The organism is Paenibacillus albiflavus, from assembly GCF_004344915.1.
In the GTDB taxonomy this organism is placed as follows: domain Bacteria; phylum Bacillota; class Bacilli; order Paenibacillales; family NBRC-103111; genus Paenibacillus_AM; species Paenibacillus_AM albiflavus.
Map to the genome: position 1 here is coordinate 108,205 of NZ_SKFG01000010.1, position 26,847 is coordinate 135,051.

20 protein-coding genes are annotated in these 26,847 nt (G+C 43.5%); 1 reads left to right on the forward strand and 19 read right to left on the reverse strand.

Annotated features, from left to right (window positions below; translation table 11 throughout):
* Positions 1-24: 24 nt before the first annotated feature.
* From E0485_RS11585 to glnA, 11 genes are all read right to left on the reverse strand, one after another.
* A complete protein-coding gene (locus E0485_RS11585) occupies positions 25-498 on the reverse strand; it encodes a hypothetical protein (RefSeq protein ID WP_132418205.1) in 474 nt (157 codons plus the stop codon).
* 25 nt (positions 499-523) lie between these two features.
* Positions 524-1,273: an ABC transporter permease gene (locus E0485_RS11590; RefSeq protein ID WP_132418206.1), complete on the reverse strand. Its 750-nt coding sequence runs from the start codon at positions 1,271-1,273 to the stop codon at positions 524-526.
* Entirely contained in the window at positions 1,264-2,013 is a 750-nt protein-coding gene (locus E0485_RS11595) for an ABC transporter ATP-binding protein (protein ID WP_132418207.1), read from the reverse strand. The genes E0485_RS11590 and E0485_RS11595 overlap by 10 nt, the downstream gene beginning before the upstream one ends.
* A 322-nt stretch (positions 2,014-2,335) precedes the next feature.
* Positions 2,336-3,649: a glycoside hydrolase family 1 protein gene (locus tag E0485_RS11600; RefSeq protein ID WP_132418208.1), complete on the reverse strand. Its 1,314-nt coding sequence runs from the start codon at positions 3,647-3,649 to the stop codon at positions 2,336-2,338.
* A gap of 229 nt (positions 3,650-3,878) precedes the next feature.
* On the reverse strand, positions 3,879-4,790 hold the full coding sequence (gene hprK, locus E0485_RS11605; RefSeq protein WP_132418209.1) for an HPr(Ser) kinase/phosphatase: 912 nt from the start codon (positions 4,788-4,790) through the stop codon (positions 3,879-3,881).
* A gap of 100 nt (positions 4,791-4,890) precedes the next feature.
* Positions 4,891-6,207 carry an ArsB/NhaD family transporter gene (locus E0485_RS11610; protein ID WP_132418210.1) on the reverse strand — a complete coding sequence of 439 codons (1,317 nt, stop codon included), beginning with the start codon at positions 6,205-6,207 and terminating at the stop codon, positions 4,891-4,893.
* Between the two features lie 218 nt (positions 6,208-6,425).
* On the reverse strand, positions 6,426-7,274 hold the full coding sequence (gene dapF, locus E0485_RS11615) for a diaminopimelate epimerase (protein WP_132418211.1): 849 nt from the start codon (positions 7,272-7,274) through the stop codon (positions 6,426-6,428).
* A gap of 15 nt (positions 7,275-7,289) precedes the next feature.
* Positions 7,290-8,528, reverse strand: a complete 1,239-nt coding sequence (locus E0485_RS11620; RefSeq protein WP_132418212.1) for an LL-diaminopimelate aminotransferase — start codon at positions 8,526-8,528, stop codon at positions 7,290-7,292.
* A 10-nt stretch (positions 8,529-8,538) separates the two neighbouring features.
* Entirely contained in the window at positions 8,539-10,056 is a 1,518-nt protein-coding gene (locus E0485_RS11625) for a glutamate synthase subunit beta (RefSeq protein WP_132418213.1), read from the reverse strand.
* Between the two features lie 43 nt (positions 10,057-10,099).
* Positions 10,100-14,707, reverse strand: coding sequence for a glutamate synthase large subunit (gene gltB, locus E0485_RS11630; RefSeq protein ID WP_132418214.1), 4,608 nt, complete (start codon positions 14,705-14,707; stop codon positions 10,100-10,102).
* A 12-nt stretch (positions 14,708-14,719) separates the two neighbouring features.
* Complete coding sequence (gene glnA / locus E0485_RS11635; protein WP_132418215.1) at positions 14,720-16,060, reverse strand: type I glutamate--ammonia ligase; 1,341 nt, start codon at positions 16,058-16,060, stop codon at positions 14,720-14,722.
* Positions 16,061-16,285: 225 nt separating this feature from the next.
* Between glnA and E0485_RS11640 the strand changes: the two genes are divergently transcribed.
* Entirely contained in the window at positions 16,286-16,621 is a 336-nt protein-coding gene (locus tag E0485_RS11640; protein WP_132418363.1) for a MerR family transcriptional regulator, read from the forward strand.
* Positions 16,622-16,888: 267 nt separating this feature from the next.
* Here E0485_RS11640 and E0485_RS11645 read toward each other — a convergent pair whose 3' ends face one another.
* The 8 genes from E0485_RS11645 to E0485_RS11680 all read right to left on the reverse strand — a co-directional run bounded on the left by E0485_RS11645 (position 16,889) and on the right by E0485_RS11680 (position 26,628).
* A complete protein-coding gene (locus tag E0485_RS11645) occupies positions 16,889-17,755 on the reverse strand; it encodes a sugar phosphate isomerase/epimerase family protein (protein WP_235857537.1) in 867 nt (288 codons plus the stop codon).
* 41 nt (positions 17,756-17,796) lie between these two features.
* On the reverse strand, positions 17,797-18,621 hold the full coding sequence (locus E0485_RS11650) for a carbohydrate ABC transporter permease (RefSeq protein WP_407944848.1): 825 nt from the start codon (positions 18,619-18,621) through the stop codon (positions 17,797-17,799).
* An 86-nt stretch (positions 18,622-18,707) separates the two neighbouring features.
* Complete coding sequence (locus E0485_RS11655) at positions 18,708-19,580, reverse strand: carbohydrate ABC transporter permease (protein WP_132418216.1); 873 nt, start codon at positions 19,578-19,580, stop codon at positions 18,708-18,710.
* A gap of 132 nt (positions 19,581-19,712) precedes the next feature.
* The gene (locus E0485_RS11660) at positions 19,713-21,080 is read right to left on the reverse strand and encodes an extracellular solute-binding protein (RefSeq protein ID WP_132418217.1); all 1,368 of its coding nucleotides are present in this window, start codon (positions 21,078-21,080) and stop codon (positions 19,713-19,715) included.
* 152 nt (positions 21,081-21,232) lie between these two features.
* The gene (locus E0485_RS11665) at positions 21,233-22,108 is read right to left on the reverse strand and encodes a sugar phosphate isomerase/epimerase family protein (RefSeq protein WP_132418218.1); all 876 of its coding nucleotides are present in this window, start codon (positions 22,106-22,108) and stop codon (positions 21,233-21,235) included.
* 30 nt (positions 22,109-22,138) lie between these two features.
* The gene (locus tag E0485_RS11670) at positions 22,139-23,197 is read right to left on the reverse strand and encodes a Gfo/Idh/MocA family protein (RefSeq protein ID WP_132418219.1); all 1,059 of its coding nucleotides are present in this window, start codon (positions 23,195-23,197) and stop codon (positions 22,139-22,141) included.
* A gap of 126 nt (positions 23,198-23,323) precedes the next feature.
* The gene (locus E0485_RS11675; protein WP_132418220.1) at positions 23,324-24,877 is read right to left on the reverse strand and encodes a response regulator transcription factor; all 1,554 of its coding nucleotides are present in this window, start codon (positions 24,875-24,877) and stop codon (positions 23,324-23,326) included.
* Entirely contained in the window at positions 24,874-26,628 is a 1,755-nt protein-coding gene (locus tag E0485_RS11680) for a cache domain-containing sensor histidine kinase (RefSeq protein ID WP_132418221.1), read from the reverse strand. Before E0485_RS11680 ends, E0485_RS11675 begins: the two co-directional genes overlap by 4 nt.
* Positions 26,629-26,847: the final 219 nt, after the last annotated feature.

Below are 26,847 nucleotides of genomic sequence, written 5' to 3' on the forward strand. Positions count from 1 at the left end.
TCTTAGAATTCACTCTCAAAATGCTTAGACGTGCTTCCGCTCTCGTCTAATGAATGCCTCGATCTCCTCTTTATTCTGCCATATATCCATTGTTTTAAGGTCTATTTGCTGTGTATTTGAGGCTTCTCTATAGTACTCCTCAATCATTTCCTTATATACTTGTCCCCAGTGCATTACAAGTGAGCGAATGTAATCAGTGGATGATCCCTCAAATAACTCCTTAACTGCTTCTGTGAATGCCATGATATACGACCTTGGTTTGTAATAATGGGAAATAATCAAAGCTCCTTGATCGGTATGTAGGTTACCAACACCCAGAATAAAAGAAGGTCTTGTAGATCTGCCGCCGCAGCCCATGTATAAAACATAGGGAGCATCAGCAGGATAAACATGAGTCAATATCGAATGCTCGACATGGTAAACGCCATCACCATAAGCTTCATTATGTATAAATGCATTGATTTCTTGTTCTAATACTGCATGCGATCCTCTGATCATAATGATTAAACCTCCAATTTCAAACTTATAGTCTTCGCAATCGAATATCCTTCGTGAACCATAAACGATAGCATAGCTGGCTTAACATAATACTTGTAACAGCTGCCGCTGAGGTGATGGAGAACATAATCAGAATCTGATAACGTACTGCCTCGACAGGGCTTGCACCCGCTACGATCATACCCGTCATCATCCCAGGTAATTGGACTAGTCCCACAGTTTTCATGCTATCGATCGTAGGAATCATACTTGCTTTCACGGATCGTTTAAGCGATGCATGGATGGCCTGTCTAGCTGTAGCGCCAAGTGATAACAAAGCTTCTATCTCTCCGCGGGAAGCATCTACTTCACGTTTCATATGGTTGAGGAACAAGCCGGATACGATCATGGAATTACCGATAATCATTCCACTCATTGGTATAATGTATCTTGCGATCGGCTCAATAATGTTGAATCCTATAAACAGTCCCATCGTAATGATCTCTGTGCAGGCAATCGATACGGCAATTCGCCAGACAACGCCAGACATTCCTTCTGCACGCTTGCTTGCATTCCAAGAAGCCACTGAGATCATGATGAAAGGAATCAAGACGAGAAAAAGAGGATGCTCCGTATCAAATATGAACTGCAGCACATATCCCATAATCAATAGCTGAACAGCGGAACGTATCGTTCCAATCAGAATATCCTTTTCTAAGCCGAGCTTCTGCCATAAAGATACGAGGATCGTAATCATAATAAAAATTAAGGTAAAAGATAAAGCCATTATAGACATGATGATTCAACTTCCCGTTCACTTAATTGGAGATATTGACGTCCTAACTCACTAGATGGACACTCAAAAAACGAATGACTATCCTTATCTTCGAGTAATGTTCCACCACCTATAAACCAAACGCGATCACCAATCTGTCTCGCCTGATCAAGATCATGGGTAATCCAGATCTGTGTCGTATCATTCGCCTTGTGCCACTTTTTAAGCATGCTTTCCACAGCCTGTTTGCTTGCTGAATCAAGCGAGGCTGTCACTTCGTCCAGCAATAGAATCTCGGGATGCAGGAGCAGTGAACGAATGAGCGCTACACGCTGCTTTTCCCCCCCAGATAGCAGATCAGCATTCTGTTTCCAGTCCAATTGACCTAATCCGAGCTCCTCCATCAGCCTTGTTGCAAGCTTCTCTTCAAAAGGTGTTCGATGCAATTCACTGACAGTTCTGAGATTGTCCTCAACAGTTCCTGGCAGCATAACAGCCTGTTGAGCGATATAGCAAACCTTCATTCGCCACTCCTTGGAACTCCAATCATTAGCGGATTTATTATGCAAAAAAACTTCTCCCTCATCCGGAAGATCCAGCTTAGCCATTATACGAAGCAATGTGCTTTTTCCCTGACCTGAAGCGCCGAGTACAGTAATCATCTCTGGTTTATTAATTTGCGCTGATACTTCTCTGAATAAATCCACTCGCTCCCCGCCTGTTCGATACTTCCCCAGCTGCTGCAAATCCAATATCGACATTCCATATACTCCTTCGATGTTCTCTATTACGTTAAACACTTGCCCACTTTTCATTTTTCCCTAATTCGATGTACAATACAATTATAAACCAAATAGGAGCTGATCAACATGTCCAAAAGTTTATCAAGACGTAATCGTGATAAGCTAGCCCGTGCCAGAGGCTATGACTTACATGCAATGAAACGCCAAGGCACCCAAATCGCAATGGATCTATCGACCAAGAAGACGAAGACCAAAGCAGAATTACTCAATCAGAACAAATACAGAAAGCTCGATCTTTCCAACTATAGTGGAGATGATCGAGCTTTTATCGTTAATATCCCTATGAAGGTTGATATTTCATTAGCATTTCTGGAGATACTTCCTTGGTCTTGCATATTTCTGCATAGAAATAGCCACTCTGTTTAATTGTTCTGGCTTGTGTCTCATAATTGATATGAACAAGCCCGAAGCGTCTGCTTAAACCTTCCTGCCATTCAAAGTTATCGATCGTTGACCAGTGATAATAACGCTCAATCGGAATTCCTTCCTCACAAAGCTTAGCCACTTGTTCTAGATGATCATAGATGAACTTCGCTCTTTTGCCATCTGTCTGATCGCAAATACCATTCTCCGTTATATAAATTGGTAGCTGGTATTTCTTATAAATTTCCTTACAAATTCGGTAAAGCCCTTCAGGGTAGATCTCCCACCCCATATCATTCGTATCAATTCCCTTCTTCACTAATTGCTTAGCAAAGGCTACGAATGGATTCCAAGTAAATTCAATAATGTCTCGCGAATAATAATTCAGACCAAAAAAATCACAATAAAGCTCCGTTCTCTGATTAATATACTGCTTATTCCGATGAATTGGAAACTTATAATTCCCATGAATCATTCCCTCTAGAAAAAGCGTATGAAACACATAATCAGTTAACTTACGCGATAGCGCGGAACGAATTTTCTTCCTCTCAATATCAAAAACCCGCATATGAAAGGCAACGCCTACCTGTGTCTGACCAAGAAAATGCTGTTCACTGCGAATCCGATGAATTGCGCGATAGGCATCAATATGAGCTTCGATCATCAACTTTATGCCTTTAAAATAATGCTTCATGCTGGGCTTGGCTGGTGGACTTGTAAGCTCAATATACGATTGGAATAAGTAGACATTCGGTTCATTAATCGTCACCCAATCACATACCAAATCACCAAGTGCATACACGACTGTTTTGACATATTTAGAAAAATAATTAACGATTCTGGGGTTCGTCCATGCACCAGCTTCTTCAATCCAGATCGGATTGGAAAAATGATGCAAAGTTACAAGTGGACGAATGCCAGCATCTAGTAGCTTAAGAATTTCGTCTCTGTAATGATCTAAAGCCGCTTGATTATACTGTCCTTCAGCAGGCTCAATACGACTCCACTCGATACTCATTCGATACGTTTCTTGATTAAGCTGCTTCATGATCGCAATATCTTCTTCATACCTATTCCAGTGATCAGCAGCAACAATGCAATGAGAACCATCTTTAATTCGATTGTTCTCGCAAAATTGATACCAACTGTTATTCCGATCTCCCCCTTCAATCTGCAAAGACGCAGTTGCTGAACCAAGCTGAATATTCTGTGGAAGTTTATAAGCTCTCATCTTATTTTCACCTCCTAGCTTCAATTCATTAACAAAAATCATTCCATCTCTGTAATTATATCATTCTTTTTTGGCACATCAAAAAAATAAGAACTTGTTACTTGCGTTAAATTATATGAATCTAATCTCTCGTTTAAGCCCGGTAACACAAATAATAAAGACGTGACTAACGCAGGCTTTACGGAAAGCTTTGCGTCAGGTTCACGTCTTTCGTCGTATGTATTAAGAACTAAGAGTCACTATTGATTCTTTGCATAAATTCCTCTGCCGCACTATAGCCTTGCAGCTGAAGATAATAATTATTAGCTGCAGCTTCTACTAATGCAGCAACATCTCGCCCTGGTTGAAGCGGAATTTCGATATGTGGAATACGAACATCCAAATATTCAACATACTTGGTTTCTAGCTCCAAGTCATTGTAAAGCTCACTTTCTTTCCACTGCGTAAGTTCAATATCCAGCACAATCCGAGTTTCATCCTGGAATGAGCTTCTGCCATAAATACGTGCCACGTTGATTAATCCTACACTGCGTAAGGCAAGAAATTCGCGTGTCTTCTGATTATGTGTCCCAATAATTAGCTCTGGATTGACTTTCTTCAGCACAACTGCATCATCGGCTACCAGGCGATGTCCTCGTCTGATGAGTGTTAATGCGGTTTCACTTTTGCCAATACCTGATTTACCCCGAAGCAAAATACCGATGCCCGCGACATTCACACATACCCCATGGATTTGCACTTCAGGTGCGAAAGCTTTCGTTAGATATGCATCAACACGCTCGATAAACACGGACGTTGGCTTGGGCGAGCGAAGCAATGGTATGCCTTCTCTTGCGCAATGCTCAATCAGATATTCCAATCCGCCTTGATTCCACGTCACAACAAAGCAAGGTGGATGATACTTCACAACGTTACCAATTCGAATATCGCGTTCTTGTTCAGTCTGTGTATGTAGATAAGTAATTTCCTTCTCACCCAGTACTTGCACATGCTCTTGAGGAAAATATTCAAAAAAACCGACAAACTCGAGGCCAGGCCTATGTACACTTGATCTTGATATCGTTCGATGCAATTGAGTTTGTCCCGCAAGTACTTCCAATTGAAATTTATCTACTAAATCTTTGACAGTGATTGTTTTCATTGGATCTGCACCTCATCAACATTTCATATAACATCTATTCTATCATAAATAAAATAAGAAGGAACGTGATCTGCTTTATGCTGGCTCTCCATCAGCCATCCTAATGATAAACGATGAAGACATAAATCGAACAAATGACAAGGGATACGAATGTGATAGGGGCACCAATTTTCAAAAAGCCCATGTATGTTATCTTATGACCCTCTCGCTCAGCCATACCCGCTACAACAAGGTTTGCCGATGCACCGATCAACGTTCCATTTCCACCGAGGCAAGCGCCTAGAGCTAGCGACCACCATACAGGATTGAGCATATTCGGGTCAGCTAAATGCATCTGTGCTCCCATATCTTGAATTAATGGAATCATCGTTGCAACGAACGGAATATTATCGATTGTAGACGATGCGATGCCAGACACCCAGAGTATAAGCATGGAAGTAAAAGTTTCATTGCCTGCCGTAAGCTCCAGCACCTTGGTTGCCAGGAAGCTAATCACGCCCACATCCTTCAAACCACCAACGAGAATGAACAAGCCAGCAAAAAAGAAGATCGTTACCCACTCTACCGAGCGAAACACGCCTTCAATTTCATGTCCCTTCGTACCGATCAGCATAAGAATCGTTGCGCCTGCCAGCGCAATAACGGCAGCTTCTATATGAATGACACTATGCAAGACAAATCCGATTAAAGTTAATGATAGAACTACGAGACATTTGATCAAAAGCACTTTATCTGTTAAATAGCTGCTTGCATCGATTTTCATAAGCTCTTCTACTCGATCGGCATTAACTGCAAAATCCTTTTTATAGATCAACCAGAGCATAACCAGCGCAGCTATCATTGTAAGAAGTACAGGTGGTCCCAAGTTGATTATAAAATCGTTAAAGTTTAAGTGCGTAGACGTTCCGATCATAATGTTCGGTGGGTCACCGATCAATGTAGCTGTTCCTCCAATATTGCTCATCAGGATCGCTGCAATCAGATAAGGCATCGGTTTCACTTTAAGAATTCTGGTGATAGAAAAGATAATCGGAACAATAAGCAGAACTGTCGTCACATTATCGAGAATAGCAGAACCAATTGCCGTAATCGTCGATAACATCAGCAGAACCTTTATCGGATTCCCTCTTACCTTCTGCGCGGCCTTCACAGATATATATTGAAAAAGCCCTGTCTTCTTCGTCACCGTAACGATGAGCATCATTCCGATTAATAGAAATATCGTCTGCCAATCGATATGCTTCGTATAAGCATCCTGTGTATCGACGATCCCGACCAATACCATCAGGACCGCTCCACTGATTGCTAATACGGCTCGGTTCATTTTTTCAAGTATAATGAATATGTAAACACATACGAACACTACAATGGCCCCAATCAGCTTCCATAACGGAACGATTGAAAATACATCATCCATGTCACTCTCTCCCTCTGACAATGCTCTAGTAGATTCCTATTCATACTATATTTGAAATGTTTCAGGTTATCCATCATTTTTTGACGAACCGATATGACAAACCACCCTTCCAAATAATATAGAAGGGTGGTTTGTTGTTGATCTAGTATGAAATCAAATAACGGATTTCTAAATACTTATTTGCTCAGATTCTCTTCTTTTAAAAAAATAGCGGATTCTTATCTCAAATAAAACACACCGTCGCTGATAAACGTCGCTGGACCTTTCATATACACATGATCGTTGTCCGCATACGTAATGACCAAATCCCCACCCAATAAATGAACGGTAATCGGCTTAGCACGCTCCAAATGACCGCCTAGCACCCCAGCAACCACTGCTGCGCAAGCTCCAGTACCGCAAGCCATCGTGATACCTGAACCACGCTCCCACACGCGAAAATCGATTTCATGCGAATTCTGAACTTGGACAAATTCGACATTAATTCGCTCAGGAAATAGCGCAGCATGCTCAACGGTAGGTCCAATCTGATTGACCGCTGCTTGTTCAATATCCTCGACAAACATGACCGAATGAGGGTTGCCCATCGACACGACAGTCATTTGATAGTCGGCGCCATCAATCTGCACGCTTTCATTAATCGTTATGCTATCCTCATCGCCAAGCATTGGAATTTCTTTTTTCATTAATCGCGGTTTCCCCATATCGATACTTACGGTTTGGACTGCTTCTTCATCCACATGAACCTCGACATGCACAATGCCGCCAAGCGTTTCAATAGTGAAGTGCCGCTCATGTGTCATACTCCGATCATACACATACTTCGCTACACATCTTAACCCATTGCCGCAATTCTTCGCCTCAGATCCATCCGAATTAAAGATACGCATTCTAAAATCAGCAACCCTTGATGGCCCAATCAGGATCATCCCATCTGACCCAATTCCAAAATTCACATCAGAGACCTTAACCGCTATCAATGCCAGTTCCGCTTCCTGTAACTTAACCTCGAATTCATTCACATAGATATAATTGTTGCCGAGGCCGTGCATTTTCGTGTATTTCATAAGTTTTCACCCTACTTAAAAAATATAGCGATCACTAGACAAGCGGCGTTTAACCTCTTCGATCACGTGCTTATCCTCCACCTCATCCTGTGCCTGGAACGTGACGGAGAAGCGAATGTATTGTCCAGCGTTATCCCACGGAACAGTAGAGATCATTTTCTCACGGATCAAGTATTGACTGTAGTCTTCTGCTGTATGGAACTCAGGTCCTTCAGCAACTGCTTTAGGCGCCGCCGTATAGAGGAAGAAAGAACCCTTCGGCTTCTCCACCGTAAATCCAAGACTTCTCAAGGCTTCTACCAGCATGTCGTGTCTGCGTGAATATTTCTTGCTAATGTTCTCCGTAATTTCGGGATGCTGCAGTGCGTATACAGCTGCTTTCTGAATCGCAATAAATTGGCCAGAATCGTTATTATCCTTAACCGTTGCGAACGCTTTGACGATATGCGAATTACCAACAATGAAACCAATGCGCCACCCTGTCATATTGTAGGACTTGGATAAAGAATGCAGCTCAACACCAACCTCTTTAGCTCCAGGAATGGATAAGAAGCTGAGCGGCTCTTCGCCTTCAAATACAAGCGCCGCGTATGCTGCATCATGCACGACGATTAAGTTATGCTGTTTTGCAAATTGCACAACCTTCTCAAAAAATTCTCTAGTCGCATAAGCACCCGTTGGGTTGTTCGGATAATTAAGATAGAGCAGCTTTGCCCGTTTCAAAATTTCGGGAGATAGGGAATCTAAATCTGGTAAAAAATGATTTTCCTTATGAATAGGCAGTGACACAACTTCTCCGCCCAGATATTCGGTATGTGTCCCAAGAATCGGATAGCATGGAGAAGGCATGATCGTTACATCACCTGGATTGATAAAAGCAGTCGGCAACATCGCCAATGCTGTCTTGGAACCGATGATATGATTAACTTCCGTCTCCGGATCAATTCCGCCCACTCCAAATACGCTATTCATATAGTCAGCAGCAGCTTGCTTGAAAACGGCGATTCCGTTGTCAGAATAGAAGCGATTTTCTTTTTTGCCGGCTTCTTCATATAACGTCTGTACAACTTGCTGATCCGCCATCTCATCAGGCTCACCTACTCCCAAATCGATTAGCTCAACTCCAGGATGCGCCCTAAGCGCTGCCTGCTTCGCACGTTTAATTTTCTCGAATTTATAAATCTCTGAATCCAAACCAAACTTAACGCCACCAATTCGTTCCGCAAATAACTGCTGTATATATCCCGCTTGCATCTGTAACCTCCTAAATTGTAGACACAGATTCACTGATCAATGCTTTGCTGCTTACGCATTCTGCTAGGTACTGATCACAAGCCTTAGCCGCTTCACGACCTTCTTGAATTGCCCATACAATTAAGCTTGAGCCACGTCTAGCATCTCCTGCCGCAAATACACCTTCTATATTCGTTGCATATTGACCATGTGCTGTCTCTATATTCGATCTGTGATTCGTATGGATACCCGTGGTGTTCAGCAAATGATTCTCTGGACCGCTGAAGCCAATTGCAAGCAGCACAAGCTGTGCTTCCCATACTCGCTCCGTTCCTGCATCTTCTTTACGGATTAGCTTCCCATCCGCATCCTTCGTCACTTGAAGCTGTACCGTGCGCACGCCTGTAACATTACCTGCACCATCGCTAATGAATTCTTTGGTCATGAGAGCAAATTGTCTCGGATCATGGCCATATAGCTCAGTCGCTTCTTCTAATCCATAATCACATTTATGCACGATGGGCCACCCCGGCCATGGATTGTTGTCCTCATCCCGCTCATCCGGCTTACGTTCATGAATATCAAATTGGGTTAAAGAACGACAGTTATGCCGAAGCGCCGTCGAGACGCAGTCGATCGCTGTATCTCCTCCACCAATAACGATTACATCCTTGCCTTCAGCTGAGATATATTGACCATCCTGCAAGTTTGAATCTAGCAAACTCTTCGTATTCGCATGTAAGAAATCCATTGCATAATGAATCCCCTTTAGCTCTCTGCCTGGCGCAAGCAGATCTCTAGGCTTAGTCGCACCGATACAAACGACTACTGCATCGAATTGCTCTTGCAGCATAGCAAAAGTAATATCCTTGCCAATCTCTGAATTTGTGACGAACATAATTCCTACTTGGCGCAATAACTCTACACGCCGCTCAACGACGTATTGTTCAATTTTCATCCTCGGTATTCCATAAGTTAACAAGCCGCCAACACGATCATGGCGCTCGAATACCGTAACTCTATGGCCGAGCTTATTTAATTCATCTGCACAAGTTAGACCCGCTGGACCCGATCCAATGATCGCTACGGTCTTTCCTGTTCGCTTGCTTGGTGGTGAAGGTACAACCCAGCCTTCCTCAAAGCCTTTATCAATAATCGCCCGCTCGATATTCTTGATCGTAACCGGTGATTCATATAGAGAAGCTACACAAGAGCCTTCGCATGGCGCTGGGCATGCTCTTCCTGTGAATTCCGGGAAGTTATTCGTCTGATGAAGCCGATGCAATGCTTCACGCCACTGCCCTCTGTAGATCAAATCATTCCATTCCGGGATTTGATTATGCACAGGGCACCCAACTGCTTGCCCACTAAACACGTCGCCAGTTTGGCAGAAGGGAACCGCACAATCCATGCATCTAGCTCCCTGCTGCTGTAGTTCTTGATCAGATAACGGCAAGTACAAGTCTCCAAAATCTTGAATCCTCTCCAAAGGATTCCGCTCATGCATATGCTGCGACTTGTAGTCCATAAATCCCGTTGGCTTTCCCATAAGCGGGCTCCTCCTTTTCTAGCCGATAGATTATTGATGCGGATTAAGCATTCTTTCTTTCTTGAAAAGCTGCCAATAGCGCGTCATCACCAGGAATGCCTGATTGACGGAAGCGTTCAATCGCTTTTACCATCCGCTTATAGTCTGCTGGTACAATTCGGACAAAGTGCTTCACATTTTGCTCCCACTGTCCTAATATTTTTTGAGCGTGCAAGCTTCCGGTAAATGCCACATGATTCTCAATCATTCGCTTAACGATTTGAATCTCTTCCCGTTCCTGTAAAGCTTCGAGCAGTACCATTTTCATATTGCAATTCTGCTTTACAGCTTCCATGCTCTCAGCCCATACATAAGCAATACCGCCTGACATGCCGGCTGCAAAGTTTTTGCCAAACTCTCCGAGCACAACGACTCTTCCACCGGTCATATATTCACAGCCGTGATTGCCAACACCTTCAACGACGACATTCGCACCGCTATTGCGTACACAGAACCTCTCTCCCGCAACACCACGAATATAGGCCTCTCCAGAGGTTGCACCAAAGAAAGCAACATTGCCAATAATGATATTTGACTCTGGAACAAAGCTTGAGTTCGCAGGTGGATATATCGCGATCTTGCCACCAGATAGCCCCTTACCCACATGATCATTGGCATCGCCTTCCAAGGTAAACGTCATTCCACTTGGCATGAATGCACCGAAGCTTTGACCTGCTGTGCCTTTAAAATCAACTAGAATCGTATCCTCCGGCAATCCTTCAGCACCATAACGCATAGTCACTTTACTGCCCAAAATTGTTCCTACAGCACGATTCGTATTCTGTAGTGGCAACGTTAAATGCACTTTCTGTTTATCTTCTATCGCCGGTTTTGTCAGCTCGATCAGCTTCGTCACATCTAACGTTTGATCTAATTCATGATCTTGGCATTCTTTCTCTTGGATATCACGATTGACTACGGTACTAGGCTGATAGAGTAATGGTGATAAGTCAATTGTTGCTGCCTTCCAGATATCGCGGACATCTTTCGTTCTTAGAATATCCGTGCGTCCTACCAACTCATTAATCGAACGAAAGCCAAGCTTCGCAAGCCATTCTCGAACTTCCTGCGCAATGAACCGCATAAAATTTACAATATGCTCAGGGTCACCTTTGAAATTGGCGCGCAATTCTGGATTTTGCGTTGCAATCCCTACAGGACAAGTATCCATGTGACAGACACGCATCATCACGCAACCAAGAACGACTAGTGGAACCGTTGCAAAACCATACTCTTCTGCACCAAGCAATGCAGCAATAACCACATCTCGTCCTGTCATTAGCTTGCCGTCGGTTTCCAGCGTCACTTTATTTCTTAAACCATTCAGCACAAGCGTCTGATGTGCTTCAGCAAGCCCGATTTCCCATGGCATACCTGCATTCTTGATGCCGGTTCGAGGGGCTGCCCCTGTGCCGCCATCGTAGCCGCTGATTAGAATGACATCTGCTCTCGCCTTAGCCACACCCGCTGCAATTGTGCCTACTCCTGCTTCAGAAACTAACTTGACGTTAATTCGTGCGGCAGAATTTGCATTCTTCAAATCGTAAATAAGTTCAGCAAGATCTTCGATAGAGTAAATATCATGATGTGGTGGCGGAGAGATAAGTTCCACACCTGGAGTAGAACCACGCGCCTTGGCTATCCACGGATAAACCTTCCGTGCTGGCAATTGACCGCCTTCACCTGGCTTCGCACCTTGCGCCATTTTGATCTGAATCTCAGTGGCATTCATTAAGTAATGGCTTGTTACGCCAAATCTTCCTGAGGCAACCTGCTTAATTGCACTATTGCGTAAATCTCCATTCGAATCTGGTGTATAGCGCGCCGAATCTTCGCCACCTTCACCCGAATTGCTCTTTGCCCCGATTCGATTCATGGCAATCGCGAGTGCTTCATGTGCTTCTTGACTGATAGAACCATAGGACATGGCACCGGATTTAAACCTTTTCAGAATGCTTTCGACCGATTCAACCTCCTCAATCGGAACCGATATACGATCTGTGAAATCTAATAATCCGCGCAGGTTATTGCTCGTTTGTGTTTCTTCATCAATCAGTTTGCTGTAACGTTTATATAAGCTGTAGTCGTTCTGACGGCATGCATGCTGGAGTGTATGAATCGTCTGCGGATTGAATAGATGCTCTTCTCCGTTATGTCTCCACTGAAAATCATCGCCTGATTCAAGCTGCGCTTCACGCTCATTTGAAACAGCATAAGCCTTCTGATGCCGAATCAATGTCTCGCGTGCAATAACCTCTAGCCCGATCCCACCAATTCTAGTTGGCGTTGAAGTGAAATAACGATCCACAACCTCTTGACGAATGCCTACTACCTCACATATTTGTGCCCCTATATAGCTATGAATCGTCGATATTCCCATTTTGGAAATAACCTTTAAAATACCTTTGGTTACCCCACTTACGTAGTGGTTAACCAGTTCCTCCAACGTAATCAATTCATCTGTTTCTTCCAGCCTGAATTGACCGTTCAATAGCATTTGATGAATAGAATCAAGTGCTAAATATGGATTAATCGCATCAACACCATAGCTGAGCAGCATCGCCATATGATGTACCTCTCGAGGTTCACCTGATTCAACGATTATGCTTACCTTCGTCCGTGTCCCCTTCTCGATCAAATGATTGTGCAATGCAGCTACCGATAGGAGAGCAGGAATTGGTGCATATTTCTCATTTACACCACGATCCGTTATAACGAGAAGCGCTGCTCCACCAGCTACTGCCAGATCCGCTTCAGCGACCAGCTGCTCCAATGCCGATTCGAGCGCATTATCGTCATCACCTGCAGGGACCAACATAGGGATAGAAACTGTCTTCAAATACATCTCTTGGTTATTCTTTATGCGGGCAAGTTCATCGTTCGTTAGAATTGGCGTTTTGAGCCGTATGCGCTGCAAGTTCTCTGGCTGCTTACTCTGCTGTAAAAGCGGGATTTCGGGTCCGATTAACGACTCTACGGAGACAATCATTTCTTCTAAAAAAGCATCAATTGGCGGATTTGTAACTTGCGCAAACATTTGTTTAAAGTAGCTGTATAGTAGCTGAGGTCTCTCTGATAATACGGCAAGCGGAGCATCATAACCCATTGAGCTTGTCGGATCGTCCCCCCGAAGTGCAAGCGGAGCAAGCACTTTATTCAATTCCTCATAGGTGTATCCAAATACATGCTGGAGCTTAACAACCTCTTCTTTACTAAATTGATTAACGCTATTACTATGATCCTTAAGTTCATCGAGATAAATGATCGTATCTTGTGTCCATTCCCTATAAGGATGAGCTTCAGCTACCTGCTGCTTAATTTCCTGATCGGGTACGATTCTGCCTTGCACGGTATCAACTAGCAACATTTGACCTGGACGAAGCCGGTCTTTACGCACAATATTCTCTGGAGCAATATCGATAACGCCTACTTCAGAAGACAGAATAATCCGATCATCTTTGGTCACATAATATCGAGCAGGACGCAGGCCATTTCGATCTAGTACAGCCCCAATCTGCTTGCCATCTGTAAAGGCTACAGCAGCGGGACCGTCCCAAGGCTCCATTAAAGAGCTGTGATACTCATAGAAAGCCTTCTTCTGATCGATCATCGTTTCATCTTTTTCCCAAGGCTCCGAAATCATCATCATCACCGAATGTGACATGGCGCGACCTGTAAGCATCAAGAACTCGAGTACATTATCGAACATAGAGGAATCGCTACCCGATTGATCGATAACAGGGCGAATTTTATCCAGATCGTCAAAATACTCGGATTCGCAAGCCCGCTCACGCGCTCGCATCCAGTTCACATTCCCTTTGATCGTGTTAATCTCGCCGTTGTGAATCATGTAACGATAAGGATGTGATCGTTCCCAGCTCGGGAAAGTATTCGTGCTGAATCTGGAATGAACAAGCGCTAGTGCTGAAGCATAGGATGGATGAGACAAATCCTGATAAAATGTTGCCAAATGTTCAGGTAACAATAAACCTTTGTAGACGATCGTTCTGCTAGACAAGCTGCTAAAATAGAGCCTTTCCGCCTCCCATATGCTCAAGCGACTCGCTTCTAGTTCAACGCGCTTGCGAATCAAATATAGCTTCCGTTCAAAAGCAAGCCCATCTGCTTCATATAAGTCAGATGCAGCTGCAATAAATACCTGACGAATCATTGGCTTGGCTGCGCGAGCACTTGTACCTATAACCGAATCATCTACAGGCACAGTTCGCCATCCCAATACAACTTGCCCTTCATCAACTACGATATTTTCAATTAATTGCTCATAGGCAGCTCGGATGTCTTCTGTTTGTGGCAGAAAGACCATACCTACACCGTAGCAACCTGCCTTAGGAAGGGAAATACCTTCCTTCAAACATTCCAAGACAAACAACTCGTGCGGGATTTGTGTTAGAATGCCCGCACCGTCACCTGTACTCGGATCCGACCCTTGCCCACCGCGATGCTTAAGGCGGCACAGAATTTCAAGAGCTTGACTTACGATCTCACTCGATTTATCCCCTTTAATGTTCGCAATAAATCCGATGCCGCACGCATCACGTTCATAAATTGGATCGTATAGACCTTGCTTTGCTGGCAATCCATTTATTGTCATGTCAAACCACCCTTAATAGGCCGTCATATATTGATCGCGTTCCCATGGATGAACTTGTACCCTGAATTGATCCCATTCAATTTCTTTGGCTTCGATGAAATGAGCGATAATATGTTCTCCAAGTGCACGAACGATAATATCATCTGTCCTAAGTTCATCTAGCGCTTCTCTCAAGGAAGCAGGCAAGCTGTCAACCGACTTCTCTTTGCGTTCTTCATCATTCATGAGATAAATATTTTGATTCGTTGGTTCACACACTTGCAACTTGCGTTTAATGCCATCAAGTCCAGCTGCCAGCATAACGGCTAGTGCTAGGTAAGGGTTAGCTGCTGGGTCTGGATTACGAACCTCAATACGAGTACTCAAACCACGGCTTGCGGGAACACGGATTAGCGGGCTTCTGTTCTTCGCTGACCACGCGATATAGCAAGGTGCTTCGTAACCTGGAACAAGACGTTTGTAAGAGTTCACTGTTGGATTCGTAATAGCTGCAAAACCGCGAGCATGCTCCAGAACACCCGCCATATATTGCTTAGCCGTTTCACTTAATCCGAGCTCGTCGCTTTCGTTATAGAAGGCATTCTCATTTCCACGGAATAAAGATTGGTGACAGTGCATACCTGAACCGTTAACACCATACAATGGTTTTGGCATGAATGTCGCATGCAATCCATGTTGCTTCGCAACATTCTTAACCACCAGCTTGAACGTTTGGATTTGGTCTGCTGCATTCACGGCGTTCGTGTATTTGAAATCAATTTCATGCTGACCAGGTGCCACCTCATGGTGTGAAGCTTCAATTTCAAATCCCATTTCTTCAAGCGTAAGTACAATATCACGACGGCAATTCTCACCCAAATCGATCGGTGCAAGGTCAAAGTATCCGCCTTGGTCATTCACATCAAGCGTTGGTCTGCCTTTCTCATCCAATTGGAAAAGGAAGAACTCTGGCTCTGGACCAACATTCATCGCTGTAAAGCCCATCGATTCAGCCTGCTTCAATACTCTTTTCAGTACGCCTCGAGGATCTCCCGCGAATGGTGTGCCGTCTGGATTGTACACATCACAGATTAAGCGCGCTACTTTACCGTTACCTGCTGTCCAAGGGAATATCATCCACGTATCTAGTTCAGGATATAAGTACATATCCGATTCTTCGATTCTGACGAAGCCTTCAATGGAAGAACCATCGAACATCATTTTATTGTCGAGTGCCTTCGTCAATTGGCTGACAGGAATTTCGACGTTCTTAATCGTTCCAAGCAAATCTGTGAACTGCAATCGGATAAATCGAACATTCTCTTCTTCTGCCAATCGGATAATATCTTGTTTGCTAAAGTGTTTCACTGTCATAGTCACAACCTCCGTATATTTATCGTTTCTGGTTGTTTTCATTTTTCCACATACAAAGGTTCAATTCCACAATAATGTAAGATAATCTAACATAACTTATTTTTATTTCCATTATAAATCGTTTTATATGTAAGATAATCTAACAGTCTATTTTGAAGTTTATTCAAAATATGTTACATTAATGAATATACAGCGCTAGTAACGGGAGTGATGTACATGTCGACCATTTCTTACAAGGATAAGAAAGTCATTTCGATTGGGGTCGTTAGTGAGTTAACGGGATTGTCTGAAAGACAAATACGCTATTATGAAGAGCGTCAATTAATCCATCCAGATCGAACCAAAGGCCGAACTCGGATGTACTCTTTCTCCGATGTGGAATTACTTGTGGAAATTGCCAACAAAATCGAGGATGGCTTGCAAACTTACGAGATACGGAAAATAAACGAGTCGCAAAAAGAGCAGAAAACGATCAGCAAGGAGAAGCTGCGAGAGGAAATTCGAGGGCAACTAAATGTGCGATTCGGATTGATGAATCGAAATGAGTCTAAATTCAAATAAAAAGGGTGTAGCGCGAGATGTCCGCTGCGAGTACGGATCATTCTTACGATCGCTGTTGTCCCCAAATTTCTTAATCTGATAAGCCATTTAATGGTAGAAATTCGGTGACAAAGCATATCCTTCCGAAGTAAGCTTTCCTGAGGAAAGCTTTGAGGCGAACGCTATCGCTTCTCCAGAACGATTCCATTCTCTCCGCTACCTTCGCGACTAGTGAATAGATACAAAAAACAACCGCATCGTTGTGCGGTTGTTCTATTTTTATTTGTTCTACGCCTCATCCCATAACCTTCTAGCGTTAGCGAAGCTGGCGCTTGTGCCGCGTTCAGCTGCCTCAAACCCTTCAAATTCGATGGAAATCGGTCCTTTGTAGCCTGATTCCTTGATGATTCGGATTATATAACGAACATCCATGTCGCCTTGTCCGAAGATTGCGCCCCTAATATAATTGCCATTCATCGTCTGAACCCAGCCTTCACCTGGATATTCGTAAGCTCTACGGATATAAAAATCCTTAAAATGAATAATACTTGCTACAGATAAGCACTGCTTCACTGCTGCTACTGGATTCTCATCCACACAGAGGAAGTTTCCAATATCTAGCAACATTTTGAAATTAGGACGGTTAACTGCCTGTACAATTCGCAACGAGCGATCACTAGGGGTTATGTAGAAGCCATGATTTTCTATTGTTGTAGTAATGCCATAGGAAGCAGCATAATCCGCAATGATGCCACAAGCATCTACCAAATGCTCAAAATCTCCTTCGAATTGACCGACAGATGATTGCTTGTATGCCCATGCCACAACGTCATGACGCATCTGGGATGAACCAAGACGAGCTGCAAGCTCGACCTGCTTCTTCACACGAGCCAGCTCTTGCCTGTATTCATCAGGCGTGCTTTGCAAGAAATTCGCCGATATCGCGTAGTTTGCAACTTCAAGACCTAGCTTACGGGTTGCATCAGCAATCTGCTCCACTGCTCCTGGATTCGTTTCAAAATCAATCCCATGCGGAGTAAATTCCACATGATCTGCACCTTGGGCTTTCACCCATTCCAGCATTTGTCTAACACTCATCTCTTGCGAATGCAAGTTTGGATACAAACAATAAGAACTAATGCCTAACTTCATCATACATAACCTTCTTCCTGGAAATATTGTACAATACCCCTATCTTAACCTTTGACAGCCCCTGCGACCATACCTTTCATAATTTGTTCCTGAAAAATCAAATAAATGACAATCGTAGGAATGACCGCAATTGCCATCGCCGCCATCGTTAAGCTGTAATCTGTACCGAATCCGTCCGAGAAAACGGACAAGCTCAGTGGCAAAGTCTTCAGCGCTTGCTTATTAATGAACACAAGTGCAAAGGCAAAATCGTTCCAGAATCGTAAAAAGGCTAGAATAGCAACCGTTGACATAGCAGGTACGGACAATGGAAAGATGACACGGAAAAATATGCCCCAATAGCTGCATCCATCAATCATCGCAGCCTCCTCCACCTCTTTGGGCACAGATGTCAAATACGCAGTAACTACGAATATAGCGACAGGCAGCTCGAATGCCGTATAAGGCAGAATTAAGGCAGCATACGTATCGAGAATCCTCATTTTATTCATCATGATAAATAGCGGAACTAATGTACTGTGAATCGGAATCAGCATGCCAAGCACGAACATGCCTAATAGAAATCCCTTAAAGCGAAATTGAAGTCGCGACAAAACATAAGCAGCAAGCGTACCTATAAATATAGTCAAAATAAGTGAAACCAGGGTCACAATCACCGAGTTCATTAACGCAGTTCCAATACCTGCGATTTTCCAAGCTTTTACATAGTTCTGAATTTGCCATATTTCTGGCAAACCAAATGGCTTACCAAAAAACTCTTGATTCGTTTTGAATGAACTGATAAACAACCAAATCAACGGATAAAGTGTCACCAGAGCGTAGATCGCCAGCAAGAACTTACCAATACCCGATCTTAGGATCATCTTCATGTTCAAGAGAGGGCGGTGATTTGTTTCTCTGTTTACTTGCTGTGGAACCATCGTTTGCATCTCTTTTCCCTCCTTCTGCCTTAACCCTAATCTTTACGTTTCATCACTACTTGGCTAGTTAGGACCAGAATCAAACTGATGATAATGATTAAAGTTGAAACGGCTGAACCATAGCCATAGCGATAAATGTTAAATGTATTGTTATACATGTAAGTTGCAAGCAGCTCTGTTGACTGTGCCGGTCCCCCACCTGTCATGACATAGATCAAGTCGAATGCCTTCAAGCTTCCCGAAATACAAAGAACAATCGCTACTTTAATCATGTTCCAGATCATCGGAATGACGACCAGATACAGTCTCTTAGCACCTACAGCACCATCAATTCGAGCAGCATCTTCAACCTCTGAAGGAATGTTCTGAATCGCTGCAATGAACATAATGAGATACGGCCCAATGTTTGCCCATATGATCGGCATGCTAACCGAGTACATATTAATGCTTGGATCGCCTAACCAATCCTGAATCCAAGAGCTTAAACCGATTTGCTGCAAAATATAATTGATGAGTCCGATTTCAGGATGATAAATATAGCCCCACATAATTCCGATAACGACAGATGCTAGAACCATCGGCATAAATACCGCTGAACGAACGAATTTATAGAAGAATGTATTCTTCCATAGGATGAGAGCTAACAAGAGCGCGATTGGAACCTGTCCACCAATGGAAGCTAGTACAATGATCATATTATTTTTAAGAGCTAGCCAAAAAATAGGATCACGCAGCACCTCAATATAGTTAGCTGTGCCGTTATAGGTTGCAGTTCCTATCCCCTTCCAATCAAAGAATCCATAGTACGCTGACCAGAAAATAGGGACAATGACGAATACGGAATAGATCGCAACGGCTGGAAGTAGAGCGAAGAATATGAAGCGTTTCATTTGAGCTCTAGTCGCCATTATCGATCCCTCCTCTCTGCATGATAAATGTGGATGAAAGACGAAGATGCAGCATCGATCTTCACGAGCTCAAGAATTCTGATGCTGCACCTTGTCATTTCGATTTAAGGATAGGTTTATCGCTAAATTAACTTATTTGCCAAGAGCTTTGGCTTGCGCTTCTTGCAGTTTCTTCGCCACGTCTTCCGGCTTGCCCTTCATCAAGAGATCCTGCAAACCAACGTTGATTGCATCTGCACCTGCAGAAGTAAGTACAGCATCATATACAGGAGTGAATTTAACTTTCTGCGTTAAGTCATAAGCTTTGATAAATAAGGAGCTAACCTTGGATTTATCTACTTCCACTTTGTAATTAACGATTTGATTCGCTTCAGCAACAAGCTTCATTCCTTCAGGACCACTAATGGTGTAGATCAGCTCTTGCGCTGCTTCCAACTGCTTGCCTGTTAGCTTCTTGTTCAGTGTAAAACCACCGCCAGCGCCGCCAGATAAGGTATTAGGGTCTCCTTTGCCTCCAGGAATTGACGGAAGCACCGTTACTTCCACTTGATCTAACTGTTCTTTGGTGGCAGAGGAAGCCATATTCGTGATTCCCCATGCGCCGTCGATCATCATTGCTGCTTTGCCTTGCACGAAATACTGCTCCATTTGGGTGTTATCGATGCTGTTAAAGCCATTTTGGAATGCGCCTGCTTCCGATAAGCTCTTGAAGTAAGTCAAAGCTTGTACGAATTCGGGATCAGTAAACTTCGCTCCATCCTGCTTCGCTGCTTTAAGGAACCATTCCGTTCCTGTTACGCGATCCGCTAATGAGCTTAGAATACTGGATTGTGCCAGCCATGCTGCTTTGTTGCCGAGTGCAATTGGCGTAATTCCTTTGTCCTTGAACGTTTTGACAGCTGTCATCATTTCGTCCCATGTCGTAGGCACTTTCACATTATTCTGTTCAAACAAAGTTTTATTGTAGTATAAAATCGAAGTCACAGATGCGTTCACTGGCGCTGCATATATACCGTTATCGAATGTAAGCGGACCAAATGCGCCATCTGTAAAGTTATTTTTCCAATCCGGGTATTTATCTAGAACAGGGTTAATCGGTTGAATGAAGCCGCCCTCATAGAATTCTTTGATCGTTGTTCCTGCATGCGCGAAGAATACGTCTGGCATTTCGTTAGCTGCTGCAACCGTTTTCAAACGCTGGCGATAGCCATCTGGCGGAATCGCTTGCGCATCGAGCTCAACTTCTGGATGTTCCTTCTGGAACTTCTCGATTTGACCTCTTATGACTTTCGCTCTTGCATCATCACCAGAATAGTTGTGCCAGATCGACAGTTTCACTTTATCTGTTGACGGTGCATCTGTACCTTTAGGTGCTTCTGTCGCAGGTGTGTTCGGTGTTGTTGCGCCAGCCTGTGGCGGGGATTCCTTCGTACTGCATGCTGCAAGCAAGGTGGATAGAGCTAGAACAGAAGCAGCGATAGACAATATTCTCTTTTTCATTCCTTAACCCTCCTCTTTAGATTTCTTCTTTAGTATAAATAACAGGGTTAGCTTCCAGAAGGGGAGATCAATCAGCCATAGGGTAGACAAAATACAGATTTATGCTTCACTTCATACAAAAGGGATAATCATCAGATTATCCCTTCCACTCTTTATTTATATCGATTAATAAATTCCACTGCTTTGCGAATATCGATCTCTGGCTGTGCACCAACCTCACGTTCAATCGTTAAATAGCCTTTATAACCGATTTCCTGTAAAGCTGCAAAATAAGAATCAAAAGAAACACGACCTTCGCCTAGTGGAACTTCTTCAAATATTTCGCCAGACGTAACCATTTGTGCGATTTTGCCATGATCCATCGGTTCAAATCCAAGTGAGCCGTATACTTCTCTCGGATCAACCGCTCGATGGCGAATGCCATCCTTCACATGGGTATGCACAATATAATCGCGTAAAGTATATACGCCTTGTACGGGATCATCCCCCGTAACCATTACCATGTTTGCAGGATCGAAATTTACGGAGACGCCCTTCGTGCTGAGCGTATCCAAGAAGCTTTTGAGATGAGAAGCGGTTTCCGGCCCTGTTTCAATCGCAAAATACGCACCAAGACTCGTCGCATATTGGCCGAGCTCTTCACAAGCTGCATGCATGCTGTGATAGACTTCGCTATTGTTGTCATCAGGTACAATACCAATATGGGTTGTCACAATATTCGTACCTAGATCAAGAGCTAGATCAAGAATACGCTTGGACTTTTCAATTTTGGCCTCATTCTCCTGCTTATCCTGGAACCCATGTCCGGCTAAATCTCCGCATAGTGCGCTAATCTCCAGTCCTAAGGAAGCAATGTAATTTTTAAGCTCCTTGCGAGCTGCTGCTGACAAATTCGCTGGGTCCATTTCACCCTTCACGGCATAAATTTGAACACCATCAGCGCCAACTTCCTTCGCCTTAAGCAATCCATTACGAACACCAACCTGAAAACTATCCACGATCACACCGATTTTATTCGTAAGTTTCATCTCTTTTTCCCCTCTATCTGATATATGGTATTAGAATAGAACTTCTTTGCCTGTCTTGCTCGACTCATAAATTCCGCATAAAATTTTCGTAATTTCAACGCCATCCTCAACCGGGCTGATCAGCTCTGCACGGCCTAAGCAGCAGTTCACAAAATGATTAATTTCATTCTGGAAACCTTCCTCCATGTTAAAGCCTGGATAATCGATCTGAGGTGTCATATTTAGAATCGTATCATGCTTCTCAGATACAATAACAAAATCAGGCTCAACCTCTGCCCCACCTTTGTCTCCATAGAGGGTAACAGATGAAACTGACTGTTTGGTATGAAGCGTAAAGCTGACATCGACGAATAAGGAAGCGCCATTGTCGAATCGAATAAGCGCATTTGCAAGATCCTCGACTGTATTCTTCGATGCATCATAATCCGCTGCTTTATAGAAATCTAAATTCTTAATGTTCGTACGGTTGCCAAGCTTCGTATAGGTATTCCCTGTGACGGACTTCACCTTCGGGCGACCCATCAAATACCAGCAGAGATCAACGATATGAACGCCAATATCCATCAGAGGTCCACCGCCAGAGCGTTCCACATCCGAGAACCATCCGCCTGGGTTACCGAGTCGTCTTAGAATGGATGCTTTAGCATAATAAATATCGCCCAAATCGCCTGAATCGATAAATTGCTTTAACACTTTGGCACTTCCGCTGTATCTGCGAACGAACCCAACCTGCAGCTGCTTGCCAGAACGCTTAACAGCTTCTTGCAAAGCTAACGCTTTATCAATATCTGTGCTCATCGGCTTCTCACACAGAACATGCTTACCTGCATCAAGAGCTGCGATGCTAATCTCGACATGTGTGTTATTCCATGTGCAGATGCTGACAGCGTCAACCTCAGAATCGGCCAAAAGCTCATGATAATCAGTGTACACCTTGGCAGCGCCATATTTCTCAGCCGCACTTCTTGCTCGTTCCTCAACAAGATCACAAATCGCATAAATCTCCACTTCAGGATTTTTGGCATAGGATGACAAATGCGCTGACGAGATCGAACCCGCTCCGATAACTGCTATCTTTAATTTTCCCATAATGCTAATACCTCCTGGATTATCTATTTATTAATAAATTGTTGAATAGAGTAGCTTAACATTCAATATAGTATAATGCCTTGTTCCTGCGCACGGGACAAAATACAGCGAATAGGTAGATTTAAATCAGGTACTACCAGATTGCCTAAATTCAGAAGGCGTCTGTCCCATATACTTTTTAAATTGCTGTCCAAAATATTTGATATCCTCATAGCCTACTTTACCAGCAACCTCGCTTATTTTGACCTGAGAGGTTCTGAGAATTTCCGCTGCAAGCTTCATTCGTTCCTGTGTTACGAATTCAATGTAACTTTGTCCCGTTTCTTTTTTGAATACTTCGCTCAAATGATTCGGATTAATATGTACATGCCTAGCCACTTGCTGCAAGGTAACATTCTGATCCAAATTGTTGCGAATATAAGCTGTCGCCAAGTGGATATAAGAATACCGATGATCGGCAATCGATTCATGGAATGCTGACATAATAGAGGCAAGCAGCTTAAATACTTCTTCTTCAAGCTGATCATTCGCATCATATACATAAGTAGGAGCTAGGGTAATCTCCATACTATGGCCACCCTTTGCTCTTTCAAGCCATCTGTGACCTGCGATGACTAATGATTGCATAAAAGCTTGCAGCGTTGTTAGCGTCACATTCTGATCCAGCAGCATATCGTTAACAAGCCCGTTTACCCATAGCCGAAGACGAGTCGCGTTATTGCCCATAAGAATGGCAGCGAGCTCATTCTCTTCTTTCTCTGAACAAACGGTACGGCCTCCACTACGATTCTTAATCATGCTGTACTCATGTACGCCAACTCCTCCTAATAGTCCCCGATAAGCAAACACCTCCTCAGCTTCTTGATAAGATCGAGCTAGTTCATCACACAATTGAACGATACAGCCTCTAGTTGCAAAAATATGACATTTAAGCGTATCCTCCACACGGCGAACTGCACAAAGCAGCTCATCAAAGGTATACAGGCTATCAGGTACACGAGTGACAAGCATAATGCGATCTTTCTTCATTAATGTCACACAAGGCAGCAGCTCGATCAGCATATTCTCTGTCGCTCCGAGCAGCAGGGTGGCCGGTGATCCGCTCCCCCAACCAGTCGCAGATAATAAAACTGATTGCATATTCTGGATTTTACTTGTCTCATAATGAAACACGTTTCGCTTCGCCAACCAATCGAGCAGCGGGTCAATGCTTGTCTTCTGATCAAGCTGACCGGTCAAAAGCTGCTCCAGTAGCCTGCTGCGCAATGCGGCCGATTGCTCCGTCTCACGTTTCATCATCTCCCATTTCGACATGATATTGTGTTTTGCCTTCATCGCTGCTTTAATTATTTCTTCTGGACCGCTTGTTTTGAGCAAATAGTCCGTAACACCTCCCCGAAGTGCCTGCTGCGCATAAGCAAAATCATCGTAACCAGTCAAAATCACAATTTCCGTATCTGGAAGCAGCTTCTTAATCTCCTGCGCTAACGCAATTCCGTCCATCCCTGGCATCCGTATATCCGTTAGTACGATATGAGGCTTCTCACTCGGAATTCGTTCAAGCACCTCCTCAGCAGACGCTGCAGCTGGCAGCAAATCCAGCCCAAGCTCCTTCCAATCAATGACCGTACATAAGCCAGTTCGTATAATGACTTCATCGTCTACAATCATAATTCTCATGTTGCATCCTCCATCAACGGTATAGTGAATGATATGCGAGTCCCTACGCCTGCCTCGCTTTCGATCACTAAACCTGTGTCATTACCGTAATGCAGCAGCAATCGTTTATGGACATTACGGAGACCATACCCTGCTCGGCCTTCTTTTACCTCATCTGTATCCATCTCACTTAACTGCCTATGAATCTTCTGTAATTGATCGGGCTCAATTCCAATTCCGGTATCCTCCACAACGAAAATCATCGTTTGCCCATGCAGCTTGCCGTGTACGTATACATGCGCGAACTCCTTCTTCTTCTGAATACCATGCATGATACTATTCTCAATTAACGGCTGAAGCAGCAATTTAAGGATACGCTTTGAATTCAGCTCTGGATCGATATAGAAAACAACGTCAAATTTCTCTTGGAAACGAATCGACATGATATAGGAGTAGTTCCTAGCGTGTGCGACCTCCTGCTGAACGGGACAGAACTCCTCCCCTTTATTCAAACTGAACCGCAAGAAATCACTTAACGCACCGACCATTTCAGCAATTTGCTTCTCTTTGCTCATCAATGCCATCCAGTGAATGGAAGAGAGCGTATTATAGAGAAAATGCGGGTTAATCTGCGCCTGCAAAGCCATAATATCGGCTTCTTTCTTAAGCGCCTCATTCATTTGCACCTGCACCTTCAAGCGTTGGATCCGATCGCTCAGCTTATTAAAGCTATGCAGCAGCAAGCCTACCTCGTCCTTGCTTTTCACCACATAAGTCGGTAACGCCTCGTCAGGATTAATATCCTTCATAGTTCGTGAAAGAACGGTTAACGGTCTTGTTACCCATAAGATAAAGAAGATGACGACAATAATGGAGAATACGAGTGAGATGCCTACTGCGACCGCAGTAACGCCAAGTACATATTGATTCTGGGCAGTATATATTTCCATTGGAATAACACCGATCAGCTTCCAACCGAGCTTGGAGATCTCACTATACAGAATCGTATTCTCCACTTCTCCATGTCGATAGGCGAATGAACCGCTTTTGCCATCCATAGGACCTAGTCCAGGTAAAAGCTCCTCAATCGATTTATTCAGCCACTCCTGGTTGGCACTCGATAGAATTCGATTATGCTCATCGATAAGCACTACATAGCCCTTCGACTCCCAGCCTGAATTCGTTAAATAACCTCGTATCTCATTCTCGTCTATACTAATTGAGAGACGGCCAAGCGGTTTAAACGTATTCAAGCTGCGAATCGGTCTGACAAGTGAAATAACCCGCTTTAGCCCGTCTGCCGTCATATTCTCATATAAAGGTGTCCACCATTTATCATTCGCCTTCTCGTTATTTTCAAGCAGCGCCGTCAGTCCAGATTCAAAAATGGTTGTATTTGATAGAGGTGAATAGTTTTTTAAAGACGTTAACGTAATATTGGATATATATTTCTTAGTAAATGCTAGATTAGACAAGAAACCTGTGTTTAAATACCAGCTATTCGCATCTTCGTAATCGTTGCTGAGATATGTTTGAATATCCTTTTGACCGATTAAGAAAATAGACATGCTCTCCACATCTCGAATGACAAAATCAATCTTGTCATTGATCTGTTTTAAGGTATTCATCCCCGACAGCTTCTCCTTCTCCTCCGTTACCGAAGAAGCCATCCGATAAGAAACAACGCCCGTCACGAGCTGCGGCAATACGACCGCAATCAGGAGCAACAGCAATAGCTTGCGCTTAAGTGATTTATCTAACCAGCTTTTCACTAGCCATCCGTCCCTCCTTCTCCTGTTTATGTCTAATTCCAACTATTTATGAATTAGCAGAGAACACTCGTGATTTCAGTCATGAGATGAATCGGCTTCGGACAAGGCGTATCTTTTGACACGTCAATTGTCCGACATATGTTAACTTAATGATTAATGAAAAGTGCTGATATTTAGCGATAATAACTTGTAAAATATTGGACATATGTTATCCTGTGA